This is a genomic window from Pantoea sp. ICBG 1758 (assembly GCF_002928325.1).
Taxonomy (GTDB): Bacteria; Pseudomonadota; Gammaproteobacteria; order Enterobacterales; family Enterobacteriaceae; genus Pantoea; species Pantoea eucrina.
On record NZ_POWL01000002.1, the window covers coordinates 251,809 to 272,599 of the forward strand.

Annotated in this window: 20 protein-coding genes; 16 read left to right on the forward strand and 4 right to left on the reverse strand. The window is 57.5% G+C overall.

Annotation, left to right across the window (positions count from 1 at the left end; translation table 11 throughout):
• Positions 1 to 98 precede the first annotated feature (98 nt).
• From C1Y41_RS10775 to C1Y41_RS10820, 9 genes are all read left to right on the forward strand, one after another.
• Entirely contained in the window at positions 99 to 1,553 is a 1,455-nt protein-coding gene (locus C1Y41_RS10775; protein ID WP_104085512.1) for an NAD(P)-binding domain-containing protein, read from the forward strand.
• Complete coding sequence (locus tag C1Y41_RS10780) at positions 1,550 to 2,032, forward strand: CMD domain-containing protein (protein WP_104085443.1); 483 nt, start codon at positions 1,550 to 1,552, stop codon at positions 2,030 to 2,032. Before C1Y41_RS10775 ends, C1Y41_RS10780 begins: the two co-directional genes overlap by 4 nt.
• Positions 2,029 to 2,595, forward strand: coding sequence for a peroxidase-related enzyme (locus C1Y41_RS10785; protein ID WP_104085444.1), 567 nt, complete (start codon positions 2,029 to 2,031; stop codon positions 2,593 to 2,595). The genes C1Y41_RS10780 and C1Y41_RS10785 overlap by 4 nt, the downstream gene beginning before the upstream one ends.
• A 9-nt stretch (positions 2,596 to 2,604) precedes the next feature.
• Entirely contained in the window at positions 2,605 to 3,342 is a 738-nt protein-coding gene (locus C1Y41_RS10790) for an amino acid ABC transporter ATP-binding protein (RefSeq protein ID WP_039380122.1), read from the forward strand.
• A gap of 20 nt (positions 3,343 to 3,362) precedes the next feature.
• Positions 3,363 to 4,178: a transporter substrate-binding domain-containing protein gene (locus tag C1Y41_RS10795; RefSeq protein ID WP_104085445.1), complete on the forward strand. Its 816-nt coding sequence runs from the start codon at positions 3,363 to 3,365 to the stop codon at positions 4,176 to 4,178.
• Between the two features lie 86 nt (positions 4,179 to 4,264).
• On the forward strand, positions 4,265 to 4,951 hold the full coding sequence (locus tag C1Y41_RS10800) for an amino acid ABC transporter permease (RefSeq protein ID WP_199181693.1): 687 nt from the start codon (positions 4,265 to 4,267) through the stop codon (positions 4,949 to 4,951).
• A 14-nt stretch (positions 4,952 to 4,965) separates the two neighbouring features.
• The gene (locus C1Y41_RS10805; RefSeq protein ID WP_039380119.1) at positions 4,966 to 5,658 is read left to right on the forward strand and encodes an amino acid ABC transporter permease; all 693 of its coding nucleotides are present in this window, start codon (positions 4,966 to 4,968) and stop codon (positions 5,656 to 5,658) included.
• Positions 5,659 to 6,549: 891 nt separating this feature from the next.
• Positions 6,550 to 7,521, forward strand: coding sequence for a sensor domain-containing diguanylate cyclase (locus tag C1Y41_RS10815; RefSeq protein WP_039380118.1), 972 nt, complete (start codon positions 6,550 to 6,552; stop codon positions 7,519 to 7,521).
• A 123-nt stretch (positions 7,522 to 7,644) separates the two neighbouring features.
• On the forward strand, positions 7,645 to 8,469 hold the full coding sequence (locus C1Y41_RS10820; RefSeq protein WP_071668595.1) for an alpha/beta fold hydrolase: 825 nt from the start codon (positions 7,645 to 7,647) through the stop codon (positions 8,467 to 8,469).
• A 45-nt stretch (positions 8,470 to 8,514) separates the two neighbouring features.
• Here C1Y41_RS10820 and treF read toward each other — a convergent pair whose 3' ends face one another.
• A complete protein-coding gene (treF, locus tag C1Y41_RS10825) occupies positions 8,515 to 10,173 on the reverse strand; it encodes an alpha,alpha-trehalase TreF (protein WP_094111541.1) in 1,659 nt (552 codons plus the stop codon).
• An 832-nt stretch (positions 10,174 to 11,005) separates the two neighbouring features.
• Between treF and C1Y41_RS10830 the strand changes: the two genes are divergently transcribed.
• From C1Y41_RS10830 to C1Y41_RS10855, 6 genes are all read left to right on the forward strand, one after another.
• Positions 11,006 to 12,430 carry a cytochrome ubiquinol oxidase subunit I gene (locus C1Y41_RS10830; protein ID WP_039380115.1) on the forward strand — a complete coding sequence of 475 codons (1,425 nt, stop codon included), beginning with the start codon at positions 11,006 to 11,008 and terminating at the stop codon, positions 12,428 to 12,430.
• A complete protein-coding gene (cydB, locus tag C1Y41_RS10835; RefSeq protein WP_039380114.1) occupies positions 12,431 to 13,435 on the forward strand; it encodes a cytochrome d ubiquinol oxidase subunit II in 1,005 nt (334 codons plus the stop codon). It abuts the gene before it with no gap.
• Between the two features lie 22 nt (positions 13,436 to 13,457).
• Positions 13,458 to 13,604 carry a DUF2474 domain-containing protein gene (locus C1Y41_RS10840; protein ID WP_369826793.1) on the forward strand — a complete coding sequence of 49 codons (147 nt, stop codon included), beginning with the start codon at positions 13,458 to 13,460 and terminating at the stop codon, positions 13,602 to 13,604.
• 194 nt (positions 13,605 to 13,798) lie between these two features.
• A complete protein-coding gene (locus C1Y41_RS10845) occupies positions 13,799 to 14,665 on the forward strand; it encodes a helix-turn-helix domain-containing protein (protein WP_104085449.1) in 867 nt (288 codons plus the stop codon).
• 250 nt (positions 14,666 to 14,915) lie between these two features.
• A complete protein-coding gene (locus C1Y41_RS10850) occupies positions 14,916 to 15,059 on the forward strand; it encodes a cytochrome P450 (RefSeq protein WP_223811773.1) in 144 nt (47 codons plus the stop codon).
• Positions 15,060 to 15,219: 160 nt separating this feature from the next.
• Positions 15,220 to 16,011: a siderophore-interacting protein gene (locus tag C1Y41_RS10855; protein ID WP_104085450.1), complete on the forward strand. Its 792-nt coding sequence runs from the start codon at positions 15,220 to 15,222 to the stop codon at positions 16,009 to 16,011.
• 34 nt (positions 16,012 to 16,045) lie between these two features.
• On the opposite strand, the gene C1Y41_RS10860 is transcribed toward C1Y41_RS10855, so the two are convergent.
• Together C1Y41_RS10860 and C1Y41_RS10865 are read right to left on the reverse strand one after the other, a co-directional pair.
• Complete coding sequence (locus C1Y41_RS10860) at positions 16,046 to 16,327, reverse strand: SelT/SelW/SelH family protein (protein WP_039380110.1); 282 nt, start codon at positions 16,325 to 16,327, stop codon at positions 16,046 to 16,048.
• Entirely contained in the window at positions 16,320 to 17,321 is a 1,002-nt protein-coding gene (locus C1Y41_RS10865) for an MDR family oxidoreductase (RefSeq protein WP_104085451.1), read from the reverse strand. Before C1Y41_RS10865 ends, C1Y41_RS10860 begins: the two co-directional genes overlap by 8 nt.
• Before the next feature lie 161 nt (positions 17,322 to 17,482).
• Between C1Y41_RS10865 and C1Y41_RS10870 the strand changes: the two genes are divergently transcribed.
• Complete coding sequence (locus tag C1Y41_RS10870) at positions 17,483 to 19,630, forward strand: ornithine decarboxylase (RefSeq protein WP_104085452.1); 2,148 nt, start codon at positions 17,483 to 17,485, stop codon at positions 19,628 to 19,630.
• 49 nt (positions 19,631 to 19,679) lie between these two features.
• On the opposite strand, the gene mltC is transcribed toward C1Y41_RS10870, so the two are convergent.
• On the reverse strand, positions 19,680 to 20,759 hold the full coding sequence (gene mltC / locus C1Y41_RS10875) for a membrane-bound lytic murein transglycosylase MltC (RefSeq protein WP_039380107.1): 1,080 nt from the start codon (positions 20,757 to 20,759) through the stop codon (positions 19,680 to 19,682).
• Positions 20,760 to 20,791: the final 32 nt, after the last annotated feature.

The following is a 20,791-nucleotide window of genomic DNA, read 5'->3' on the forward strand; positions in this document are numbered from 1 at the left end:
TCATTAGCCGGTAACTATGTGTTATCAGGATAATAAATCCGGCGGTTGTGGGTATGCGTTTGACAGCGTTTTTTGCGCTGACATCAGGGGATACTTATATGACTTCAGCTGCCGACAGTCTGGCTGCGCTGGAAGCTCAGCTACAGCAGGACCTGGAATACCTTGAACTGCCCGCAAAACCCTGGGTGCCTGTGCACACGGCTTATGACCAGCCGGTGCGCGATGTCGTCGTGATCGGTGCCGGAATGTGCGGCCTGGCGGCGACGGCCCGGCTGCAGCTGGCGGGCATCACCAATAGCATCGCTTACGACACTGCACCAGCAGGGGAGGAGGGGCCGTGGGTCACCTTTGCCCGCATGGAGACGCTGCGTTCCCCTAAATCGCTGCAGGGACCGGCACTCGGTCTGGCCTCGCTGACCTTTCGCGCATGGTACACCGCGCAGTGGGGAAAAGCGGCATGGCAGGCGCTGGACAAAATCCCGAAAGAGATGTGGATGAACTATCTGGTCTGGTACCGGCAGGTACTCAATCTGCCGGTACAGAACGGCGTCCGCGTTACCGCCATTGAACCTGCCGGGGCGCTGATTGCGCTGACGCTGGAAGGCGCAGCGCCGGCACGCGTCTATACCCGCCGGCTGGTACTGGCAACCGGCCGTTCCGGCCTGGGCGGCGTTGCCGTTCCCCCCTTTTTGCAGGGCGTCGATCGCCGCTTCTGGGCACACTCCGCCGACAACATCGACTTCCGTGCGCTGCAGGGTAAGCGGGTTGCGGTGATTGGTGCTGGTGCTTCGTCAATGGATAATGCCGCAACCGCGCTGGAGCAGGGCGCTGCCAGGGTGGATCTGCTGATCCGCCGTAAAGCGATGCCGCGCATCAATAAAATGACCGGTATCGGCAGTCAGGGCGTGGTACACGGTATGCACCAGCTGCCGGATATGTGGAAATGGAAGTTTGTTGATTATACCGCTGCCACCCAGACGCCGCCGCCGCGCGCCTCCACCCTGCGCGTTTCGCGTCATGAAAATGCCCGTTTTTTGCTGAACTGCGCTATCAATGCCGTCAGGCCCGAAGGGGATGAGCTGGTCATTGAGACGACGCAGGGGCCGCTGCGCTATGACTACCTGATTGCGGCTACCGGTTTCAGCAACGATTTCAGCGGCCGATCCGAATTCGCCGCCATCGCCCCGCACATCCGCCGCTGGGCAGACGGTCGCTATCAGCCTGCCATGGGGCCGGCGCGCCAGAATATGCTGGAGGCGCCTGACCTGGGACCCGGGTTTGAGTTTCGCGAGCGCTCCCCCGGCGCCTGCCCGATGCTTTCACATATTCACTGTTTCAATGATGCCGCGATGCTGACGCACGGCAAAGTCTCCGGTGATATCCCCGCGGTCAGCGCCGGTGCCGATCGGCTGGTGCGGGCGATTGCGGCCTCGCTGTTTGCCGAGGATGTGGAGCAGCACTATGCCAGCCTGCAGGCGTATGACACGCCTGAATTACAGGGCGATGAATGGGTGGACGCCACCCCCTTACTGAATCAGGAGAACGCGTTATGAGTGACGCTATCGATCGCGCCGCCGGGCTGACCCCTGACGCGGCGCTCTACCAGACGCGGCGGCTGCGGCCGGAGTTTGTTGATGGCGCCGAGGCGTGCCGTCGCTCCGTGCTGACACCGGAAGATGACCAGGGGCTCTCTGCAGTCCTGCGGCTGGCGCTGGCGCAGCGCATGGCGCGGCTGAATCAGGACAGTGCGCTGGAGCAGGCGTATCAGCATGAGCTGGCGCAGCTGCAGCCGGCAGATGAGCTGCTGGCGCTGGCAGAAGGCGCGATGCCGGCAAGTGAACCGCTGGCGACGATTGTGCGTCATACCGATCTGGTCACGTCTCAGCCGGTGCAGGCCACCGAGCAGCACATCCGGCTGCTGGAGCAGGCGGGGCTGAATAACCCGCAGATTGTGGCGCTCTCTGAGCTGATCGCCTTTGTTAACTTCCAGACGCGCGTGGCGGCTGGCCTGCGCCTGCTGAGGTCAGCATGATCCCTTCTGTTTCCCTGAAGCCGCTGCACTGGCACCCCTATATTGCGCCGGTCAGCGTAGACGACGCCACGCCGGCCCAGCGCGATGCGATGAAAATCACACCGTCTAACAAGAAGGTGTCGGAGTATGTCCGCACGCTGGTACACGATCCGGAAAGCTACACCGCACGCACCGGGCTGTTCAACGCCATCATGTATGTTGAAGGCGGCCTGAATCGCGCCGATCGCGAGCTGGGCGCGCTGGGCGCGTCAATCGTGAACGGCTGCCGCTACTGCGCGGTGGTGCATGCGCGCCGGCACGTGCAGCTGGCTGAAAACGACGCGGTGGTCAGTGCAATCTATTTTGACCGCGCCGATGCGCTGGGCGAGCGCGACGCCGCGATCTATCACTTTGCCCGCCGCCTGTCGGTCACGCCAGCCGAAGCGACGGCAGAAGATATTGCGCCGCTGCGTGCGGCCGGAATGGACGATCGGGAGATTATCGACCTGATCCACGCTATCGCCATCTTTGGCTGGGCCAACCGTCTGATGCATGTGCTGGGCCATGCTGACCTGAATAAATAGGGCAATGCCATGTTAGAACTTAATAATATTACGCTCGCCTATGGTAACAACCCGATTCTGAAAGGGGTCGATCTGACGGTAAAGCGGGGCGATGTGGTGTCGATTATCGGGCCAAGCGGCACCGGTAAAACCACGCTGCTGCGCTGCATTAATTATCTGGCAAAGCCCACAGCCGGAACGATCGCGCTCGATCAGATCCGCATGGATTATCGCAAACCCGATAAAGCGGCGATCCAGGCGATCCGCCTGCGTACCGCGATGGTATTTCAGCAGTTCAACGTCTTTAAGAACATGACGGTGCTGGAGAATGTGATGGATCCGCTGATCGTGATCCAGCGCAAAAGCCGCCAGGAGGCGCGGACCATCGCGCTTGAGGAGCTGGAGCGGGTCGGACTCGGCGCGAAAGCCGATCACTATCCTTCCCAGCTATCTGGCGGACAGCTGCAGCGCACCGGCATTGCCCGCGCACTGGCGGTGCGGCCGGAGGTCATTCTGTTTGATGAACCGACCTCTTCGCTGGATCCGGAGCTGGTGGGTGAGGTGCTGAAGGTAATCAAAGATGTCACCTCCTCAGGCATCACCTCGCTGCTGGTCACGCATGAGATGCAGTTTGCGAAAAGCGTCTCTAACCGCATTGTGTTTATGGATCAGGGGGTGGTCGCCGCGCAGGGTACGCCGGCAGAGATGTTTGAAAACCCGACCCTGCCGCGCCTTGCCCAGTTTCTCAGCTCAGAACGCATATTCTAATAATCAGAGGAATCAAGATCATGCCTGCACTTAAAACAACATTACGTCGCCTGGCCGCGCCTGGCATCATCGCACTGGCGCTGGTCAGCGGCAGCAGCTTTGCCGATGCGGTTCGCACCATCAAAATCGCTACCGCTGCAGAGTCCAAGCCGCTCTCCTGGGGCGCGATTGGTCATGAGCCGCAGGGCTATGAGCCCGACGTGCTGAAAGCGATTAATGCCAGACTGCCGCAGTACAAATTTGTGATGGAAGGCGCCGCGGATATCGCTCAGGAGACCGGGCTGGCGACCGGCAAATATGATATGGCAACCGGCGGCTACTATAAGGCCCCGGCGCGTAGCAAGCAGTTCCTGATCCCGGATGCACCGATGGGTGCCAGCCTGATGAAGATCTACAGCCGCAGCGACAGCACCATTCAGGGCATGAAAGATCTGGTGGGCAAAAAGGTTGTCCCGGTGACCGCTGGCGGTGGCGTCTACAAATTTGTGACGCAGTGGCAGCAGGATAATCCGAACGACAAGATCGCCATTAAAGCCTCCAGTGCTGGCGTGCCCTATCCGGATCGCCTGAAAGAGGTGCAGAACGGCAAGTATGACGCGCTGATCCTGCCATCCAACCTCGGCGAGCAGACGGTCATTGATAACCAGAAACTGGCTATCAAAGCGAGCGAACCGGTGGCGATCAACAACACCTATGTGCTGCTGCATCGTTCGGCAGAGAATCAGGCGCTGAGTCAGGACATTACAAAGGCGCTGCAGGATCTTAAGGTGGACGGCACGCTGGATAAGCTGGCGCAGAAGTGGTTTGGTGAAGACGTCACGAAATATATGCAGTAACGGATTCACAAGCAGATACCGCGCCGGCTCTCTGGCAGGCGCGGCTCTATAGTAAGCAGGAGTGTTTCACCGTGAATCTATCCGCCATGATCCCCGAGCTGCTGTCAGCGCTGCCGCTGACGCTCGGTATTATGTTTGTTGCGATGCTGGCTGGCTTTGTTCTGGCGCTCATCACGACGCTTTTCCGCGTCCGTCGTATTCCGCTGGTCAGCCAGCTGGCCGATCTGTACGTCTCTTATGCGCGCAGCGTGCCGGTGGTTCTGCAGCTGTTTGTCGCTTTCTACGGCCTGCCGCTGATCACGCAGCAGCTCGGCTTTACGGATTTTGTTTCACCTAATCTGGCCGCCATGATTGGCCTGAGCTTCTATCACGGCGGCTATCTCTCCGAAGTGATGCGCCCGGCGTTTCTGGCGGTAGAGCGCGGTCAGCACGATGCGGCGGACAGCCTGGGTTACGGCTTTCGTCACAAGATGCTGCGCGTGGTAGGACCGCAGGCGGTGCACTTTGCGCTGCCGGGCTATGGTAACGCGATAATTTACCTGATCCATAATGTTGCGCTGGTGATGTATATCGGTGCCGCTGATGTCATGGCGACGGCGCATCTGATTATGGAGCGCGATTATAACCAGTATCAGTTTGGTACCTATCTGGTGCTTGCGGTGATCTATTCGCTGCTCTGTCTGGTCGCCTGGCTGATTATTCGTTTCTTTGAACAGCGTCATGCGAAGTACAGCGCCAAAACGGCGCGCGTCAAGCTGACCGCCAGCGTCTGAGCAGGAGAGCGCGCATGTTTGATACTGAAGTACTACTGCCCGATTTCTGGAGCATTCTGGATGCGGTGCCGGTTACGCTGCTGATGGCGGTAACGGTGTTTATCTGTTCCACGCTGCTGGGCGGGCTGTTTGCATATATTGAGCATCAGCGTATTCCGCTACTGCGTCAGCTGGTGATGGTTTACAAAATTGCCTTTAAAGGCGTGCCGATGGTGGTGGTGATTTTTCTCGCCTACTACGGTCTGCCATCCGCGCTGCATTTCTTCGCTACGCTGTTTAACGTTGAGGTGAATGCTCACTCGCTGCCTAACTGGGTGATTATCATCGTCGCGCTGAGCGCCTGCGTAGCGGCGTTTCAGGCAGAAGTGTGGAAAGGGGCGCTGAACTCGTTTGACAGCGGCCAGTCCGACGCCGCGCTGTCGCTGGGTTACAGCGGTGGCCAGCTGTTCCGGCGCGTGATGTTCCCGCAAATCATCGTGGCGGCGATCCCGGATCTGGCCAACGCCTTTATGGTGATTATGAAAGCGCTGTCGCTCGCCTTTGCTATCGAAGTAGTGGATATCTTTGCGCAGGCGCAGCTGACGGCGGCGCTGAACTTCTACTATCTCGAAGCGTTCCTGATTGCCGTGGTGTTTTATATGGTGATTGCGTGGGTGGTGACCAAGGTCGCCGATATGATTGAAGCGCGGTTGCGCGTCAGGACCTGAGAGAGAGAGGAGGCTGACGCCGGTTCTGTTCGCCACAGGGGCGTGGGGCACGGGACTGGTTCCGTTCGCCACAGGGGCACGGGGCCGGTTCCGTTCGCCGTCAGCTGCGGCGGCGTCCTCTGCACTCCCCGGCCCTGCGCCAGCCCCGCCCGCCGCTGCGCGGTTCCCTCGCTCACGCCCGCTTCCCGGGGACCGGCCGCTATTCGCTCCTGCTCACCGCGCCCTTTCGCCGACGTCCTGTCGGCTCATCCCGGAATCGCGCCCTCCCTCGGCGGACCCGGATGGCGCTTCCCCCGGCTTCCACTTTTTTCTCTTTCCTGGTTTTTTTTATGGCTGTGGATTTTGTTCGCAGGTTCAGACCCTGCAACCTTTTAAGAATGAAAAAATGAATGTGCAGGCGGGAAGGGGGCGCTATCCGCAGCGCCGGGCGCAGAGTGACGGCCAGGGCGAGCCGGCAGGACGCCGGCGAGAGCGCGGGCTGAGCAGGAGCGAATCCGCGCGGTCCGTTAAGGCCGGAGGGATAAGTCCGGGAATTCGCGAGGACGGCGCGGGGCGCGGATTGCTAAGGGGCGCGCCCACCCGCCCCTTAGCCCGTCCGCGTGCGCAAGCGCCGCTGAAACTGCCAGAAGCCTGGCGGGCGGAACCTCTCAGTGCCGCGCGCTGCCGCACCCAGCCTCGCGCTGCTCAGCGCAAAGCTCCGCGCTATTTTCTCAGCCCCGCGCTGCTTCGCGCCCAGCCCCAACAGACAAAGCAAACTGAAAACTGGCCGATAATGCGCCATTACTTCTGCGGTTGGGACAATTTTCCGAAACTCGTCGGCTTTTCACCTCGTCTGTTTACAGAAAATTCAGGACAGGCAAAATAGCGTTTATTTTCTCACCGTAATTGACTATGTCTGAAGAAGCCCTGCGTCAGCAGATCCAGAACCTGAAAAAACACAACGCGCGCCTGAAGCGCATTGCGCATGATGCGCGCAATAAACTCAGCGCTGCGCTGGATGGCACCGGACTCTGCCTGTGGCAGCTGGACATTCCCAGCGGCAAACTGGTGATATTCAACCGGCGCTGGGGGGCGATGCTCGGCTTTCAGCCGAAAGAGACCAAAGCGCGGTTTGATGCCTGGCGGGAGTGCCTGCATCCGGAAGATGCTGATGAGGTGCTGCGGGCGTTTTACGACCATATCGAAGGGCGGGCACCGTGGTATGAGGCGCTGCACCGCATGATTGGCAAAAATGGCAAAATTACCTGGGTGCTGGACCGCGGTCGCGTCAGCGAGTGGGATGCGGCGGGTAATCCGCTGCGTGTGACCGGTACGCATATCGATATGACCAAAGAGAAAAATTATGAGGCTCAGCTTGCGCTGCTGGCGCATCACGATCCGCTGACGGGTCTCGCCAATCGCCATGCGCTCTCCGTTCAGTTTGCGCAGATGCAGGCCGGAGGGCCGCTCTGTGTGGCGTTTATCGATCTGGACAACTTCAAACACGTCAATGATACGCTCGGTCATCGCAGCGGTGATGAAGTGCTGATCCAGCTCAGCCAGCGGATGCTGGACGCTCTGCCGCCTGTGGTGCTGGCAGGCAGGCTCGGCGGTGATGAGTTTGTGCTGCTGATGCCATTCCTGATCGACTACCCTAAAGTGCGGATTCTGGCGCAGGCGGTGCTGGAGGCGGCGCTGCAGCCGTTTGATGTCGACAACGGTCTCGCACAGATTGGCGCTTCAATCGGGGTGGCTCAGGTACGGGCAAAAGAGAGCTTTGATGATGCGCTGAAACGGGCGGACGAGGCGATGTATCAGGTGAAGCGTAACGGAAAACAGGGGATAAGGCTTGCTGCCTCCGGGCAGGAGAGACGCGACATTTAATTATTAAACGCATCCGCTGTCACCCCTGTTCGCGTAATGCGCCTAAACTTGTCTGTGATTATTGCTGCAGCGATCTCTGCCGGCAATAAAACTGCCTGTTATCGGCCACACACGGAGAATGAGATGAGCACTTTTCAGACTAAAGATGGCGTTACGCTCTGGTTCAAAGACTGGGGCAGCGGCCAGCCAGTGCTGTTCAGCCACGGCTGGCCGCTGGATGCGGATATGTGGGACAGCCAGCTGACTTTCCTCGCAGAGCGGGGCTATCGGGTTATCGCGTTTGACCGTCGCGGTTTTGGCCGCTCAGAGCAGCCGTGGGAAGGGTATAACTACGATACCTTCGCTGATGATATCCATGACCTGATCGAACATCTCCAGCTGGAAGAGATTACGCTGGTAGGGTTTTCAATGGGCGGAGGCGATGTCACGCGCTACATTGGCCGCTACGGCAGCGCAAAAGTAAAATCGCTGGTGCTGCTGGGTGCCGTGACGCCGGTGTTTGGCCGGAAAGCGGATCATCCGGAAGGCCCGGAACAGGCGGTCTTTGATGATATCAGGGCGGGATTACGTCAGGACCGTGCGCAGTTCATCAGCGATTTTGCCACGCCGTTTTATGGTCTGAATGCCGGACAGCAGGTTTCAGACGGGGTGCTGACCCAGACGCTCAATATCGCGTTGCTCGCTTCGCTGAAAGCGACTATCGACTGCGTTACGGCGTTTGCAGAGACGGACTTCCGGGATGATATCGCTAAAGTCGATGTGCCCACGCTGGTGATCCACGGCAGTAACGATCAGGTCGTACCCTTTGAGGCGACCGGCAAGCTGGCGCATGAGATGATTAAACATTCACAGCTGAAAGTGTATGACAATGCACCGCACGGCTTTGCTGTTACTCATCAGGATCGACTCAACGCCGACCTGCTCGCCTTTTTGCAGCAGCAGAAATAAAAAAAGGTCGCCTGCGGGCGACCTCCTCTGAACTGCAGGGCAGAGTTAATCTGCCAGCAGATGACCATACATCGTCAGCAGACGACGCGTCACGCCGTTGGTCCAGCCAAAACCGTCCTGCAGCGGATATTCGCCGCCGCCGCCCGGACGCGCCCGATCGCCGCTGATATCATATTTCTCAACCAGCTTGTGATGCAGCGAGTAGAAGTTTTTCACCGTCGTCAGCCAGTTCACCGCAATCTCAGTGGCCAGCGTCTCTTCACCGTAATGATTCAGCCCCACTACGGCCATCCACTGCAGCGGTGCCCAGGCGTTAGGCGCGTCCCACTGCTCGCCGCTCTCGACCATCGAGGTCAGCAGTCCGCCCTGCGTCAGCAGCAGCTGGCGCAGCGCAATCGCCTGCAGATGCGCCTGCTCAGGCGAAGCGAGGCCGAGGAACAGCGGTACAACCGCAGCGGCAGTAAAGGCGCCAAACCGCTCGTTGCGCCAGTCGTAGTCACGATAAACGCCTGCGGTGGTATCCCAGAGGTAACGGTTAATCGCCTGCTTGCGCGCATCCGCTTTTTTCTGCCACGCCAGCGCCGTCAGCTCTTCGCCCCGGGCGTGCGATAGCGTGGAGATCATCAGCTCCAGCTTGTAGAGAAACGCATTGAGATCGACCGGGATAAACTGCGTAGTACGGATACTCGCCAGTCGCTGCGGATCGCGTAGCCAGCGTGAAGAGTAATCCCAGCCGGATGCAGCACCGGCGCGCAGATCGCGGTAAACCTCACTGGCCGGACGGCTCGACTTGCTGGCCGTCTCCACATCTTCCACCCAGGATTCATCACGCGGTGTGTCGCGATCGTCCCAGTAGCGGTTGAGCAGAGAGCCGTCGGGCATGCGCACAACGTGACGATAAGCCTGATGCGGCATCAGCTCACCTGCGCCATCCATCCAGAACTGATACTCTTTCATCAGCTGGTCAAGGTAGCGTTTGGCACCGCGAATGCCATCCTCTTCAAACAGCTCCACCATCAGGGCAAATACCGGTGGCTGCGAGCGGCTGAGATAGTAAGTACGGTTTCCGTTAGGAATATGACCGTAGTTATCGATCAGCCAGGCAAAATTGTCCGCCATATGACGCAGCAGATCGTCACGTCCGGCATCAGCCAGCCCCAGCATGCTGAAATAGGAGTCCCAGTAATAGGTTTCGCCAAAGCGGCCGCCGGGTACCACGTAAGGTTTTGGCAGCGGCAGCAGCGAGGAGTGTGGCATATGCTGCTGAGGCATTTTTGTCAGCACCGGCCACAGATCATCGATGTGCTCTTTCAGCGTTTTATCCGGATTTGAGACATAAAAGCTCTCATTTACCTGCGGCAGGTAAAAGTGCTCATGAATAAACTTTTCCAGATCGAGATCGCCCGCCCGTTTGCGGCGACGATAGCGGATAAGAATATCCAGCGGATCGAATTTAGGCGCACAGTCGGGAAATGTTTTGCTGTCAGCAAAAATATGAGAGGTCTGAACGTGTTCAAACATCTCCAGATAGCGATCGGCAGGCGTCAGCGCATCCGGTGCCGGCAGTCCCTGAATCAGCTCAGGTTCTGGCTCCGAATCTTCTGCGCCTTCACGCACGAACTCATGAGGATCGTATTGATACCCCAGATCAGCATGGGCTTCGTGTTCACCGAACACCTGGCGTGGCTGGTGGTTAGTATTAATAACGGCCTCCTGAAATTCCTGGTTGCTCAAAAGACAAATTATAGAGGGTTCGCGGTTGCAGACAACAATGCGAAATATCTATGAACGTAATAAATATTGTCGATGGATCGCCGTTTTTGCCTTTTTTGCAATATTAACAACGGCCTGTATTTAAAGATATTTAAGGTGTTTCTTAAATATACCTTCAGAAAGCGCACCGGATTAATCTGCAAATAAGAAAATCGCCAATTTCAGGCGCCGCTCTCCCTTTTTTCTTGATCAATTTATGCGGTTGTTTTCTGCACCCGGTGCGCGACTTACGCGTTACAGCCATCCGGGCGTCTGTACATCCGGAATCTGCACAGGACCTCGCCGCGGTAAATTTTTTGCCAGATGAGCAGGCGCTAAGCGAAAACGTTATTAATTACCTTTCGCTATAAACAGGTTTTTTTTAATTTTAATTTAACTAAAAAACGGCCGTGCAATAATTTTTACACTGCGCTGGCGCAAACATCAGGCTGCCGTTTTGGTTGTTACCGTAATTAACAATCAAATGAACTGCTTAAAGAAGTAATCTCTTTTACAGCCGCTAAGCTTAATAACAACATTGTCACAATAGAGCAGGATAATTAACCTTAACTCAGTGATTTTAAACAGATAGTTTCTCGCAAAAACAATGATCTTAATCAAGATTTACTGGTATAGTTTTATTCACTCCTACTTTTCCGTTTGTTCCTGCCGGTTTCTCACATTTGGCGGGAATTGATGACGGCGTAGCAGAAATTATTCTGTGCGCCATCTTTGTTAATAATAAGTAAAAATTCCGCGTAATTTTGTGGCAATGAGGTAAGCAATGTTTGGATTAGATGCTTTTCATCTGGCCAGGATACAGTTCGCGTTTACTGTCTCCTTCCATATTATCTTCCCGGCCATCACTATCGGGCTTGCCAGCTTTCTGGCAGTGCTTGAGGGGATGTGGCTGAAAACCCGTAACGAAACCTATCGCGATCTCTATCACTTCTGGTCGAAAGTGTTTGCGGTGAACTTCGGTATGGGGGTGGTCTCAGGTCTGGTTATGGCCTATCAGTTCGGGACCAACTGGAGCGGGTTTTCGCAGTTTGCCGGGAGTATTACCGGTCCGCTGCTGACCTATGAGGTGCTGACTGCCTTCTTCCTTGAGGCGGGCTTCCTCGGCGTCATGCTGTTTGGCTGGAACCGCGTCGGACCAGGCCTGCACTTCTTCGCCACCTGTATGGTCGCGTTAGGTACGCTGATCTCCACGTTCTGGATCCTCGCATCAAACAGCTGGATGCACACGCCGCAGGGCTACATCATCCAGAATGGTATTGTGGTGCCGGAAGACTGGTTCAAAATTGTGTTTAACCCCTCATTCCCTTATCGGCTGTTCCATATGTCGGTGGCGGCATTCCTTGCCAGCGCCTTCTTTGTGGGCGCGTCCGGGGCATGGCATCTGCTGCGCGGCAATGACAACCCGGCGATCCGCAAGATGTTCTCAATGGCGCTGTGGATGGCGCTGATTGTTGCTCCGATTCAGGCGATGATTGGCGATGCGCACGGCCTGAACACGCTGGAGCATCAGCCGGCAAAAATTGCTGCCATTGAAGGACACTGGGAAAACCCGCCGGGTGAAGCCACGCCTCTGATCCTGTTTGGTATTCCGGATATGGAAGAGGAGCGTACGAAGTATGCGCTGGAAATTCCTTATCTCGGCAGCCTGATCCTGACGCACAGTCTTGATAAACAGGTTCCGGCACTGAAAACCTTCCCGAAAGAGGATCGGCCTAATTCGCTGGTGATCTTCTGGTCGTTCCGCGTCATGGTGGCGATGGGGCTGCTGATGATCACGCTCGGCGTGTTCAGCCTGTGGCTGCGTTATAAACAGCGTCTTTACAGCTCACGACCGTTCCTGTGGTTTGCGCTGCTGATGGGACCATCGGGCCTGATCGCTATCCTTGCTGGCTGGTTCACCACTGAAATCGGACGTCAGCCGTGGGTGGTTTACGGCGTGCAGCGCACAATTGATGCGGTTTCAGCGCATGGCGACCTGCATATGAGTATCAGCCTGCTGGCCTTTATCCTGGTCTACTCATCGGTGTTTGGCGTGGGCTATGTCTATATGATGCGCCTGATCAAAAAAGGTCCGCACACCGGTGAAGGGAAAGATGTCCGTCACGGTGGTCCGGGTCAGGATAAGACGCCAGCGCGCCCGCTCTCTGCTGCACATGAGAGCCTGGATGCTTCGCAGGAGGGTAAATAAATGATCGATTTTTCCGTTATCTGGTTCGCCATCATCGTCTTTGCCACGCTGATGTATATCGTGATGGATGGCTTTGACCTGGGCATCGGTATTCTGTTTCCGTTTAACAAAGATGCCGTTGAGCGCGACATGATGGTTAACACCGTGGCGCCGGTCTGGGATGGTAATGAAACCTGGCTGGTGCTGGGCGGAGCAGGGCTGTATGGTGCCTTTCCGCTCGCCTATGCGGTGATCGCTGATGCACTGGCGATCCCGCTGACGGCTATGCTGATCGGCCTGATTTTCCGCGGTGTGGCGTTTGAATTTCGCTTCAAGGCGACCGAAGAGCATCGTGCATTCTGGGATAAATCGTTTATTGCCGGCTCGCTGCTGGCGACCTTCAGCCAGGGCGTGGCGGTCGGTGCGATGATCAACGGTTTCCCGGTTAAAGGACGTGAGTTTGCCGGTTCAGCTCTGGACTGGCTGGCCCCGTTCCCGCTGTTCTGCGGCGTGGGTCTGGTCGTGGCCTATGCGCTACTGGGCTGCACCTGGCTTATCATGAAAACCGAAAATGAACTGCACCGTAAAATGTCTGCGCTGGCTACGCCGCTGGTGATTGCGCTGCTGGTGATAGTCGGCATTATCAGCCTGTGGACGCCGTTTGCTCACGAAGCGATTTCGCAGCGCTGGTTTACCCGGCCAAACCTGTTCTGGTTCCTGCCGGTGCCGGTACTGGTTCTGCTCTGCTCGTGGGGGATCATGCGCGCCATCAAACGTGAGGCGCACTATTCGCCGTTCCTGCTGACGCTGGCGCTGATTTTCCTCGGCTTCTCCGGGCTTGGCATCAGCGTCTGGCCAAACATTATTCCGCCATCCGTAACTATCTGGGAAGCGGCATCGCCGCCGCAGAGCCAGGCCTTTATGCTGGTGGGCAGCCTGCTGATTATCCCGATGATTCTGGGCTATACCTTCTGGAGCTACTATGTGTTCCGCGGAAAAATCAAAGCTGACGCAGGATACCATTGAGATGCAAACGGAGGTCAGCAACATGAAACAGCACACTGAACACAAAGCGCCGCTCTGGAAGCGGGTGATGTGGCTGGTGATCATCTATGGTGCAAGCGTGCTGGCACTCGGCGTGGTGGCATCCCTGTTTCGTATGATGATGACCGCGGCAGGTATGCGTTCGCATTAATATCTGTCTGCAGCAGAGCGGCACAGCACAGCGTGCCGCTCGCCTTGCGTTAAAAAAAGTTAGTAACCTAAGCAATTAGTGCGCCGCCCTGAGCGGATCCTTTACTCTTCCTTACGTTGGTTAGGCGATTTTGTTATATTTATGTGACAAATAATGCATTAACGCGCGCTTTCCTGACTCATTCAATTAGAACCATGCTTAGCCTGAACCTGAAAAAGCAGTATATCTCTGACCTGGTTGACTGGATTGAAGCCAACCTGACCGATGAGCTTAATATCGATCTTATCACCCTGAAATCAGGCTATTCCAAATGGCATATGCAGCGCATGTTCAAGGAGATGACCGGCCAGACGCTGGCCTCCTACACGCGCAAACGCCGCCTGACTTTATCCGCTATGGCGCTTCGCTTAACCAGCATGCCGCTGATCGACATCGCCGTACGTTTTGGCTTCGACAATCAGCAAAATTTCACCCGCGTGTTCAAAAGCCATTTCTCGCTGACGCCTGGCGCCTATCGTCGTATTCCGGAAATGCGCATGAAAGCTTTTCACAGCCGCATCTCTGCGCCGCGCCCGTGGGTTAAAGCACGGCTCGCCGAGAAGCCGGAAATTCGTCTGAGTGGAGAGGTGGTGGAGTGGGAGTGCCGCTTTGGCGAATATATTGACCATCACAATCATATTGTGGCGCAGCATACACGCGACTTTATCGCCTTTGCCGGACAGCACGCCACGCGCGGCTGGCTCGGTTTTCAGTTCAGTCCCGGCGTGAGCTCGCTCGATCAGCAGCATATCAGCCTGTTTCAGGCGCTGGAGAGTGAGCACGCTGACGTTCTGCCGCAGCATGTGCAGAACTGGACCGGCGAGAGCGGGCTGTATGCAGAGATCGACTGGCATGGCGCGCCGGAAGAGATCAACGCCTTCACCGCCGAGATTTACTACAACCATCTGCCCGCGCTCGGCGTGGCACGCCGGCCCGGTAAAGATCTGCTCAGGCTCGATTTGAAATACAGTACGCCGCAGCTGCTGCAGGGCACCTTTCATATTCCGGTAGCACTGGAATAATCAGCAAATTGTGCGGCTAAATGTGACAAACCGCACAATTTTATAAACCCTGCGCCGGTAGCGGCGTAAAATTCTGCTCCGAAGCCTGACCTGCCGCGCCATGTGCTGGCAGCGCAGCATCAGGCTGGATGGCTCTCTGCATTCCCGATCCGCTCCGGATCTTTAAATGAAACCCTAAATTATCATGCGACTTTTACCGTTGTTCTTGTCCGCGGCGCTTGCCGTTTTTTCATCGCTGGCCGGTGCGCAAATGGCTGAGCCATTTTCACCCCCCGGTGGCCTGCATCCGCACCAGCAGCGCTGTGCTCAGCAGGAAATTGTGGGTGATAACGCACTGCCTCAGTATGAAAACAGTGAGAACGTTTCTCTCTGCTGCAGCGATCTGCACGCCTGACACCTGCCGCCGCTCTCCGCTAATGCGGCAACCGCATTTTTCGACATTGTTTCCCGGCGCGGTCACCGCTATCGTTTCGCCACGTAATGAGAATTATTTACATTAATTTAGCGTGGCGGCACAGGCGGAGTGCGCTGCTGCCGCTGCCGGGAGAAGTGAATTGTCACAGAAAAAGAGTCGTGCACCGCAGCGAGTGCGTAATGAGCTGCGCTTTCGTCATCTGACGGTAGCCAGCAAAACCCGTGTTGCCGGCGTCTTCTGGCGCATTGTATTTACCGGGGCCGATCTGGCAGGCTTTCATTCCCCCTCGTTTGACGATCACATCAAAGTCTTTTTTCCCTCCGGGCCGGGCTGCGATGTTGCGCTGCCGCAGCTGAGTGAAGAGGGCATCGTCTGGCCTGAGGGCGTGCGTCCCGCCGCGCGTGACTACACGCCGCTGGCGTTTAACGGCGTCGACTCTCTGACGCTCGATTTCTATATGCATGATGACGGAGTGGCGAGCGGCTGGGCAGCTGCGGCTAAGCCTGGCGACCGGATCGCGATGGGCGGGCCGCGCGGCTCCTGCATTATGCCGGTGGATTACGCCTGCCAGGTGTATGTCTGCGATGAAACCGGGCTGCCTGCTTTTAAGCGGCGCTATGCGGAGCTGCAGGCGCAGCACGTTCACCTGCTGGCGTTTACGGATGCCGCTATCGGACACGACTATCTGGAAGAGATGGAGGGCGTTACCGTCCACTGGCTGGGCAGCAACCGTATGGCGACCACTACGCCAGCGCAGCTGACGGCAGAACTGTCTGCCATCGATTTTACCGGCGATGACTATTTTGTCTGGCTGACCGGAGAAGGCAATGCGGTGAAGCAGCTCAGCGACTATTTTACGCAGCAGCGCGGCGCGGATACGGACTTTGTCCGCGCCGTCGCCTACTGGCATCAAAAGTCACCTGAAAAGTAAGCAGCGGCAGATATCCCGCTGCCGGCGAGCGGCGCTAGCGCCGTTTGTCGGCATGGCCCAGTGAGCGATCCGGCCAGCAGTAGTCGCGCACGCGCTGTTTCAGCGTGACCGCATCCGGAAAACCGCCGTCGCGTTTGCGCTCCCAGATAACCTGACCATCCACGCTGATCTCAAAGACGCCGCCGGTACCAGGCTGCAGCGTGACCGCGCTGAGATCGTCGCTGAACGTCTGCAGCAGCTCCTGAGCCATCCACGCTGAACGCAGCATCCAGTTGCACTGGGTGCAGTAGTGCAGGGTAATCGCGGGCTTAGACATCGTTAACTCCCTGACGGCAATCCACTATCAGCCGGCCGCGCACGTTGCCCGCCAGCAGCTGTTCGGCACCTTCCTGCGCTTCGCTGAGCGGAATGATGCGGGTTATCTGCTGCAGCAGCGCGCTGTCGGCCTGTTCTGCCAGCCGCTGCCACACCTGCTGGCGCAGCGCCTGCGGACACATAACGCTATCGATACCGGTCAGCGTGACGCCGCGCAGAATAAAGGGGGCCACGCTGCCCGGCAGATCCAGTCCCTGCGCCATTCCGCACGCGGCCACCACGCCGTCGCGCCGCATCCCTGCCAGCACGTTGGCCAGCGTATGGCTGCCCACGGTATCAATGGCGGCAGCCCAGCGCTCTTTTGCCAGCGGTTTACCCGGTTCGCTGAGTTCAGCACGATCGATTACCGCTGTGGCGCCCAGCGTATTGCACAGGTAGTCGCGCTCAGCTGCGCGTCCGCTGGCGGCGACCACCTCATATCCCAGGCGTGCCAGCAGGCTCACCGCAAAACTGCCTACGCCGCCGCTGGCTCCCGTTACCAGCACCGGGCCGTGCTGCGGGGTGATGCCCTGTTTTTCCAGCGCCATCACGCAGAGCATCGCGGTAAAGCCGGCGGTGCCTATCGCCATCGTCTGCTGCGGACTGAGCGCATCCGGCACGCTGACCAGCCAGTCGCCGGAGACGCTGGCTTTCTGCGCCAGTCCTCCCCAGTGCTTTTCACCCACGCCCCAGCCGGTCAGCAGCGCCAGATCGTTCTGCTGCCACGCCGGATGGCGGCTATGGGTCACGCGGCCCACAAAGTCGATGCCTGGCACCATGGGAAACTGGCGTACGATCGGCCCTTTGTTGCAGATGGCGAGCGCATCTTTGTAATTCAGCGTGGAGTAGCTGATATCGAGGATAACATCCCGATCGGGAAGCTGTTGCTCGGAGAGATCCTGCAGGGAGGTGCGATACCCCTGTGCATCATTTTCAATGACTAATGCTTTGAACATGCCGCCTCCGGCGATAGGAAGTGTGCAGCCAATAGTACCCCTGATTGTGAGCGGCAGCAAAAAATGCCATTATCGCGACCGGCGGGTGTCCTGCACCGGTCACGCCGTTCCTTTCTGTGCCACTGGCACCCACTCATCCTGTTATGCCGGGGATTTGAGTTATGAACCCATTGAAAATAGCCGCCAGCGTCGCAATTGCGCCGGGCCTGAGCCTGAATACCACCCGCGATGTCGTGACGTTCGACACGACCGACTTTACTGACGTTGCCGCGGTGGTGCTCTCACTGGCGGATACGCGCAGCGGCGTACTGATGCTGCTGCGCCAGACCGGATTTAACCTGCCGGTATTTGTGGCTAACGCGTTTGATACTGCAGTGCTGGATCTGCCTGGCGTGACCGGAGAAATCAACGGCGCAGCTGAAGAGTGGCAGGCGCTGGAGCAGGCTGCGCAGCAGTATGAGGCGGCACTGCTGCCGCCTTTCTTTGATACCCTGACGCGCTACGTCGATATGCAGAACAGCACCTTCGCCTGCCCGGGCCATCAGGGCGGGGCGTTTTTCCGCCGCCATCCCGCCGGGCGGCAGTTTTATGAATTTTATGGTGAAAACCTGTTCCGCTCTGATATGTGTAATGCAGATGTCCGGCTGGGCGATCTGCTAATCCATGAAGGCTCGGCGAAAGATGCGCAAAAGTTTGCAGCCCGCGTTTTTAACGCCGACAAAACCTATTTTGTGCTGAACGGAACATCAAGCGCTAATAAAGTCGTCACCAATGCGCTGCTGACGCGCGGCGACCTGGTTCTGTTCGATCGCAATAACCATAAATCCAACCATCACGGCGCGCTGCTGCAGGCGGGCGCCACGCCAGTCTACCTGGAGGCGGCACGTAATCCGTTTGGCCTGATTGGCGGCATCGACGCGCACTGTTTCGATGAAAGCTATCTGCGGGCAGAGATCGCAAAGGTTAACCCTGAACGCGCCAGGCAGGCGCGGCCATTCCGGCTGGCGATTATCCAGCTCGGCACCTATGACGGCACCGTTTACAACGCGCGTCAGGTGGTGGACCGCATCGGTCATCTGTGCGACTACATTCTGTTTGACTCCGCGTGGCTCGGCTATGAACAGTTTATTCCGCTGATGGCAGCGGGTTCACCGCTGACGCTTACCCTGACGGAAGACGATCCGGGGATCTTTGTCACCCAGTCAGTACACAAACAGCTGGCGGGCTTTTCGCAGACCTCACAGATCCATAAAAAGGATAATCATATCCGTGGTCAGCAGCGCTTTTGCCCGCATAAGCGGCTGAACAACGCCTTTATGCTGCACGCCTCAACCAGCCCGTTTTATCCGCTGTTTGCCGCGCTGGATATCAACGCGCGTATGCACCAGGGCGAGGCAGGACGCAGCCTGTGGCACGACTGCGTCATACAGGGCATTGATGCGCGTAAAGCGATCCTGCAGCGCTGCACCATGATTAAACCGTTTCTGCCTGCTCAGGTACACGGCGCGCCGTGGCAGCAGGCAGACAGCGCCGCTATTGCCCGCGATCCGGCTTACTTTAGCTTTGAGCCCGACGCAGAGTGGCACGGCTTCAGCGGCTATGCGCCGGGCCAGTATCAGATTGACCCCTGCAAGCTGCTGCTTACCACGCCGGGCATCGACGCACGCAGCGGCGCGTACAGCGACTTTGGCATTCCGGCCACCATACTGGCGAACTATCTGCGTGAGAACGGCATCGTGCCGGAGAAGTGCGATCTCAACTCCATTCTGTTCCTGCTGACGCCGGCAGAAAGCGCGGAGAAGATGGCGCATCTGGTGGCGATGCTGGAGCAGTTTGAACAGCAGGTGCGCGAAGATGCGCCGCTGGCGGAAGTGCTGCCGAGCCTGTATCGCAAGCATGCGGAGCGCTATCGCGGCTATACGCTGCGCCGCCTCTGTCAGGAGATGCACGATCTCTACGTCAGTTTTGCCGTTAAAGATCTGCAGAAAGCGATGTTCCGCGCTGACTGTTTCCCGCCGGTAGCGGTCAATCCGCAGGATGCGCATCAGGCTTATATCCGCGGTGAAGTGGAGCTGGTGCCGGTCGCAGAAGCGGAAGGGCGCATCGCGGCGGAAGGGGCACTACCTTATCCACCGGGCGTGCTGTGCGTCGTGCCCGGCGAGGTGTGGGGCGGGGCGGTACAGCGCTACTTCCTCGCGCTGGAAGCGGGCATCAACCAGCTGCCGGGCTTTTCACCGGAGCTGCAGGGTGTTTATATCGCGGAACAGAGCAGCGGCTATAAGCAGCTGGTGGCGAATATGCTGACCTGAGCGTATCGCGCCCTGACCCGATCGGGCAGGGCGCGACAATCCGGCGCATTTAATAGCGGTGATAGCTGCGCTGCGCCTGGTTAACTTTATAGAGATAACGACGCGACTCGGCAGAAGGATGGCGGCTGGTCAGCGTCTGGTAGACATCGGCTGGCGACATATCGTTGATCAGCGAAAATGCTCGGTCTTTATCGCTGGAGAAGACGCGCAGTACGCTGCCGGCACCGCCGTTATACGCGGTGATCACCGCATAGCGACGCGAAGTGGGATCCTGAATGCCGCCCAGATAGCTTTTCTGCAGCAGCGACAGATAAGCCGTACCGGCATCGATGTTGTTTTCCGGGTCCAGCAGATAACTGCGGCTCGGCTTGCCCCATTTACCTTTCATGCGGAAGACGTCAACGCCGGCAGTATGCTGCACCACCTGCATCAGCCCCAGCGCATCAGCGTGGCTGACCGCATAGGGGTTAAAGCTCGATTCGGTCTGCATAATCGCCAGAATCAGTGAGGCATCGACACCATACTGCTCAGCAGATTTGCGCACCATCGGCAGATACTTATGTGCACGCTTGTCGAGATGGTTCGGCACCATCGGAATGGTTACCGACCATATCACATGCAGCCCGGCGGTGCGTTTTTGCAGTTTGTTCTGGATCAGGTAGTCCGCAAAGCTGGCGGCGCGCCCCTGCCAGCGGATTGGCTGCCCGGTATTATCCAGCACCTGGCCATACAGCAGCGGCTCTTTACTGATCTTAATATCGTTGGCGTCAGAGTAGAGATCGACATTGCCCGGATCGTCGCCGATCAGTAGGGTGGTGACGATCGCCTGGCGCAGGCTGGCCATGGGATCGGTACCGGAGATGGTCTCAATGGTGATACTACCCTTGTCGAAGTTGATGTGACTGCGGGTGTAGTAGCTGTCACTGTACTTCACATAATCTTTCGGCCCGGCGATAAGGACTTCATTAATGCCCCAGATATTTTCAATATTGGCGGCAAACTGTCCCATCAGAATGTCAAAGCCGTTGGTATCTTTAACCCACTCTTCGTGATACTGCGATTTTTTTTGTCCGGAGCAGGAGATTAATAGCGGCGCGATCGCCAGCAGGGCTATCAGTTTTTTATTCATCGTGAATCTGTGCCTGACTCAAAAAAGCGGGC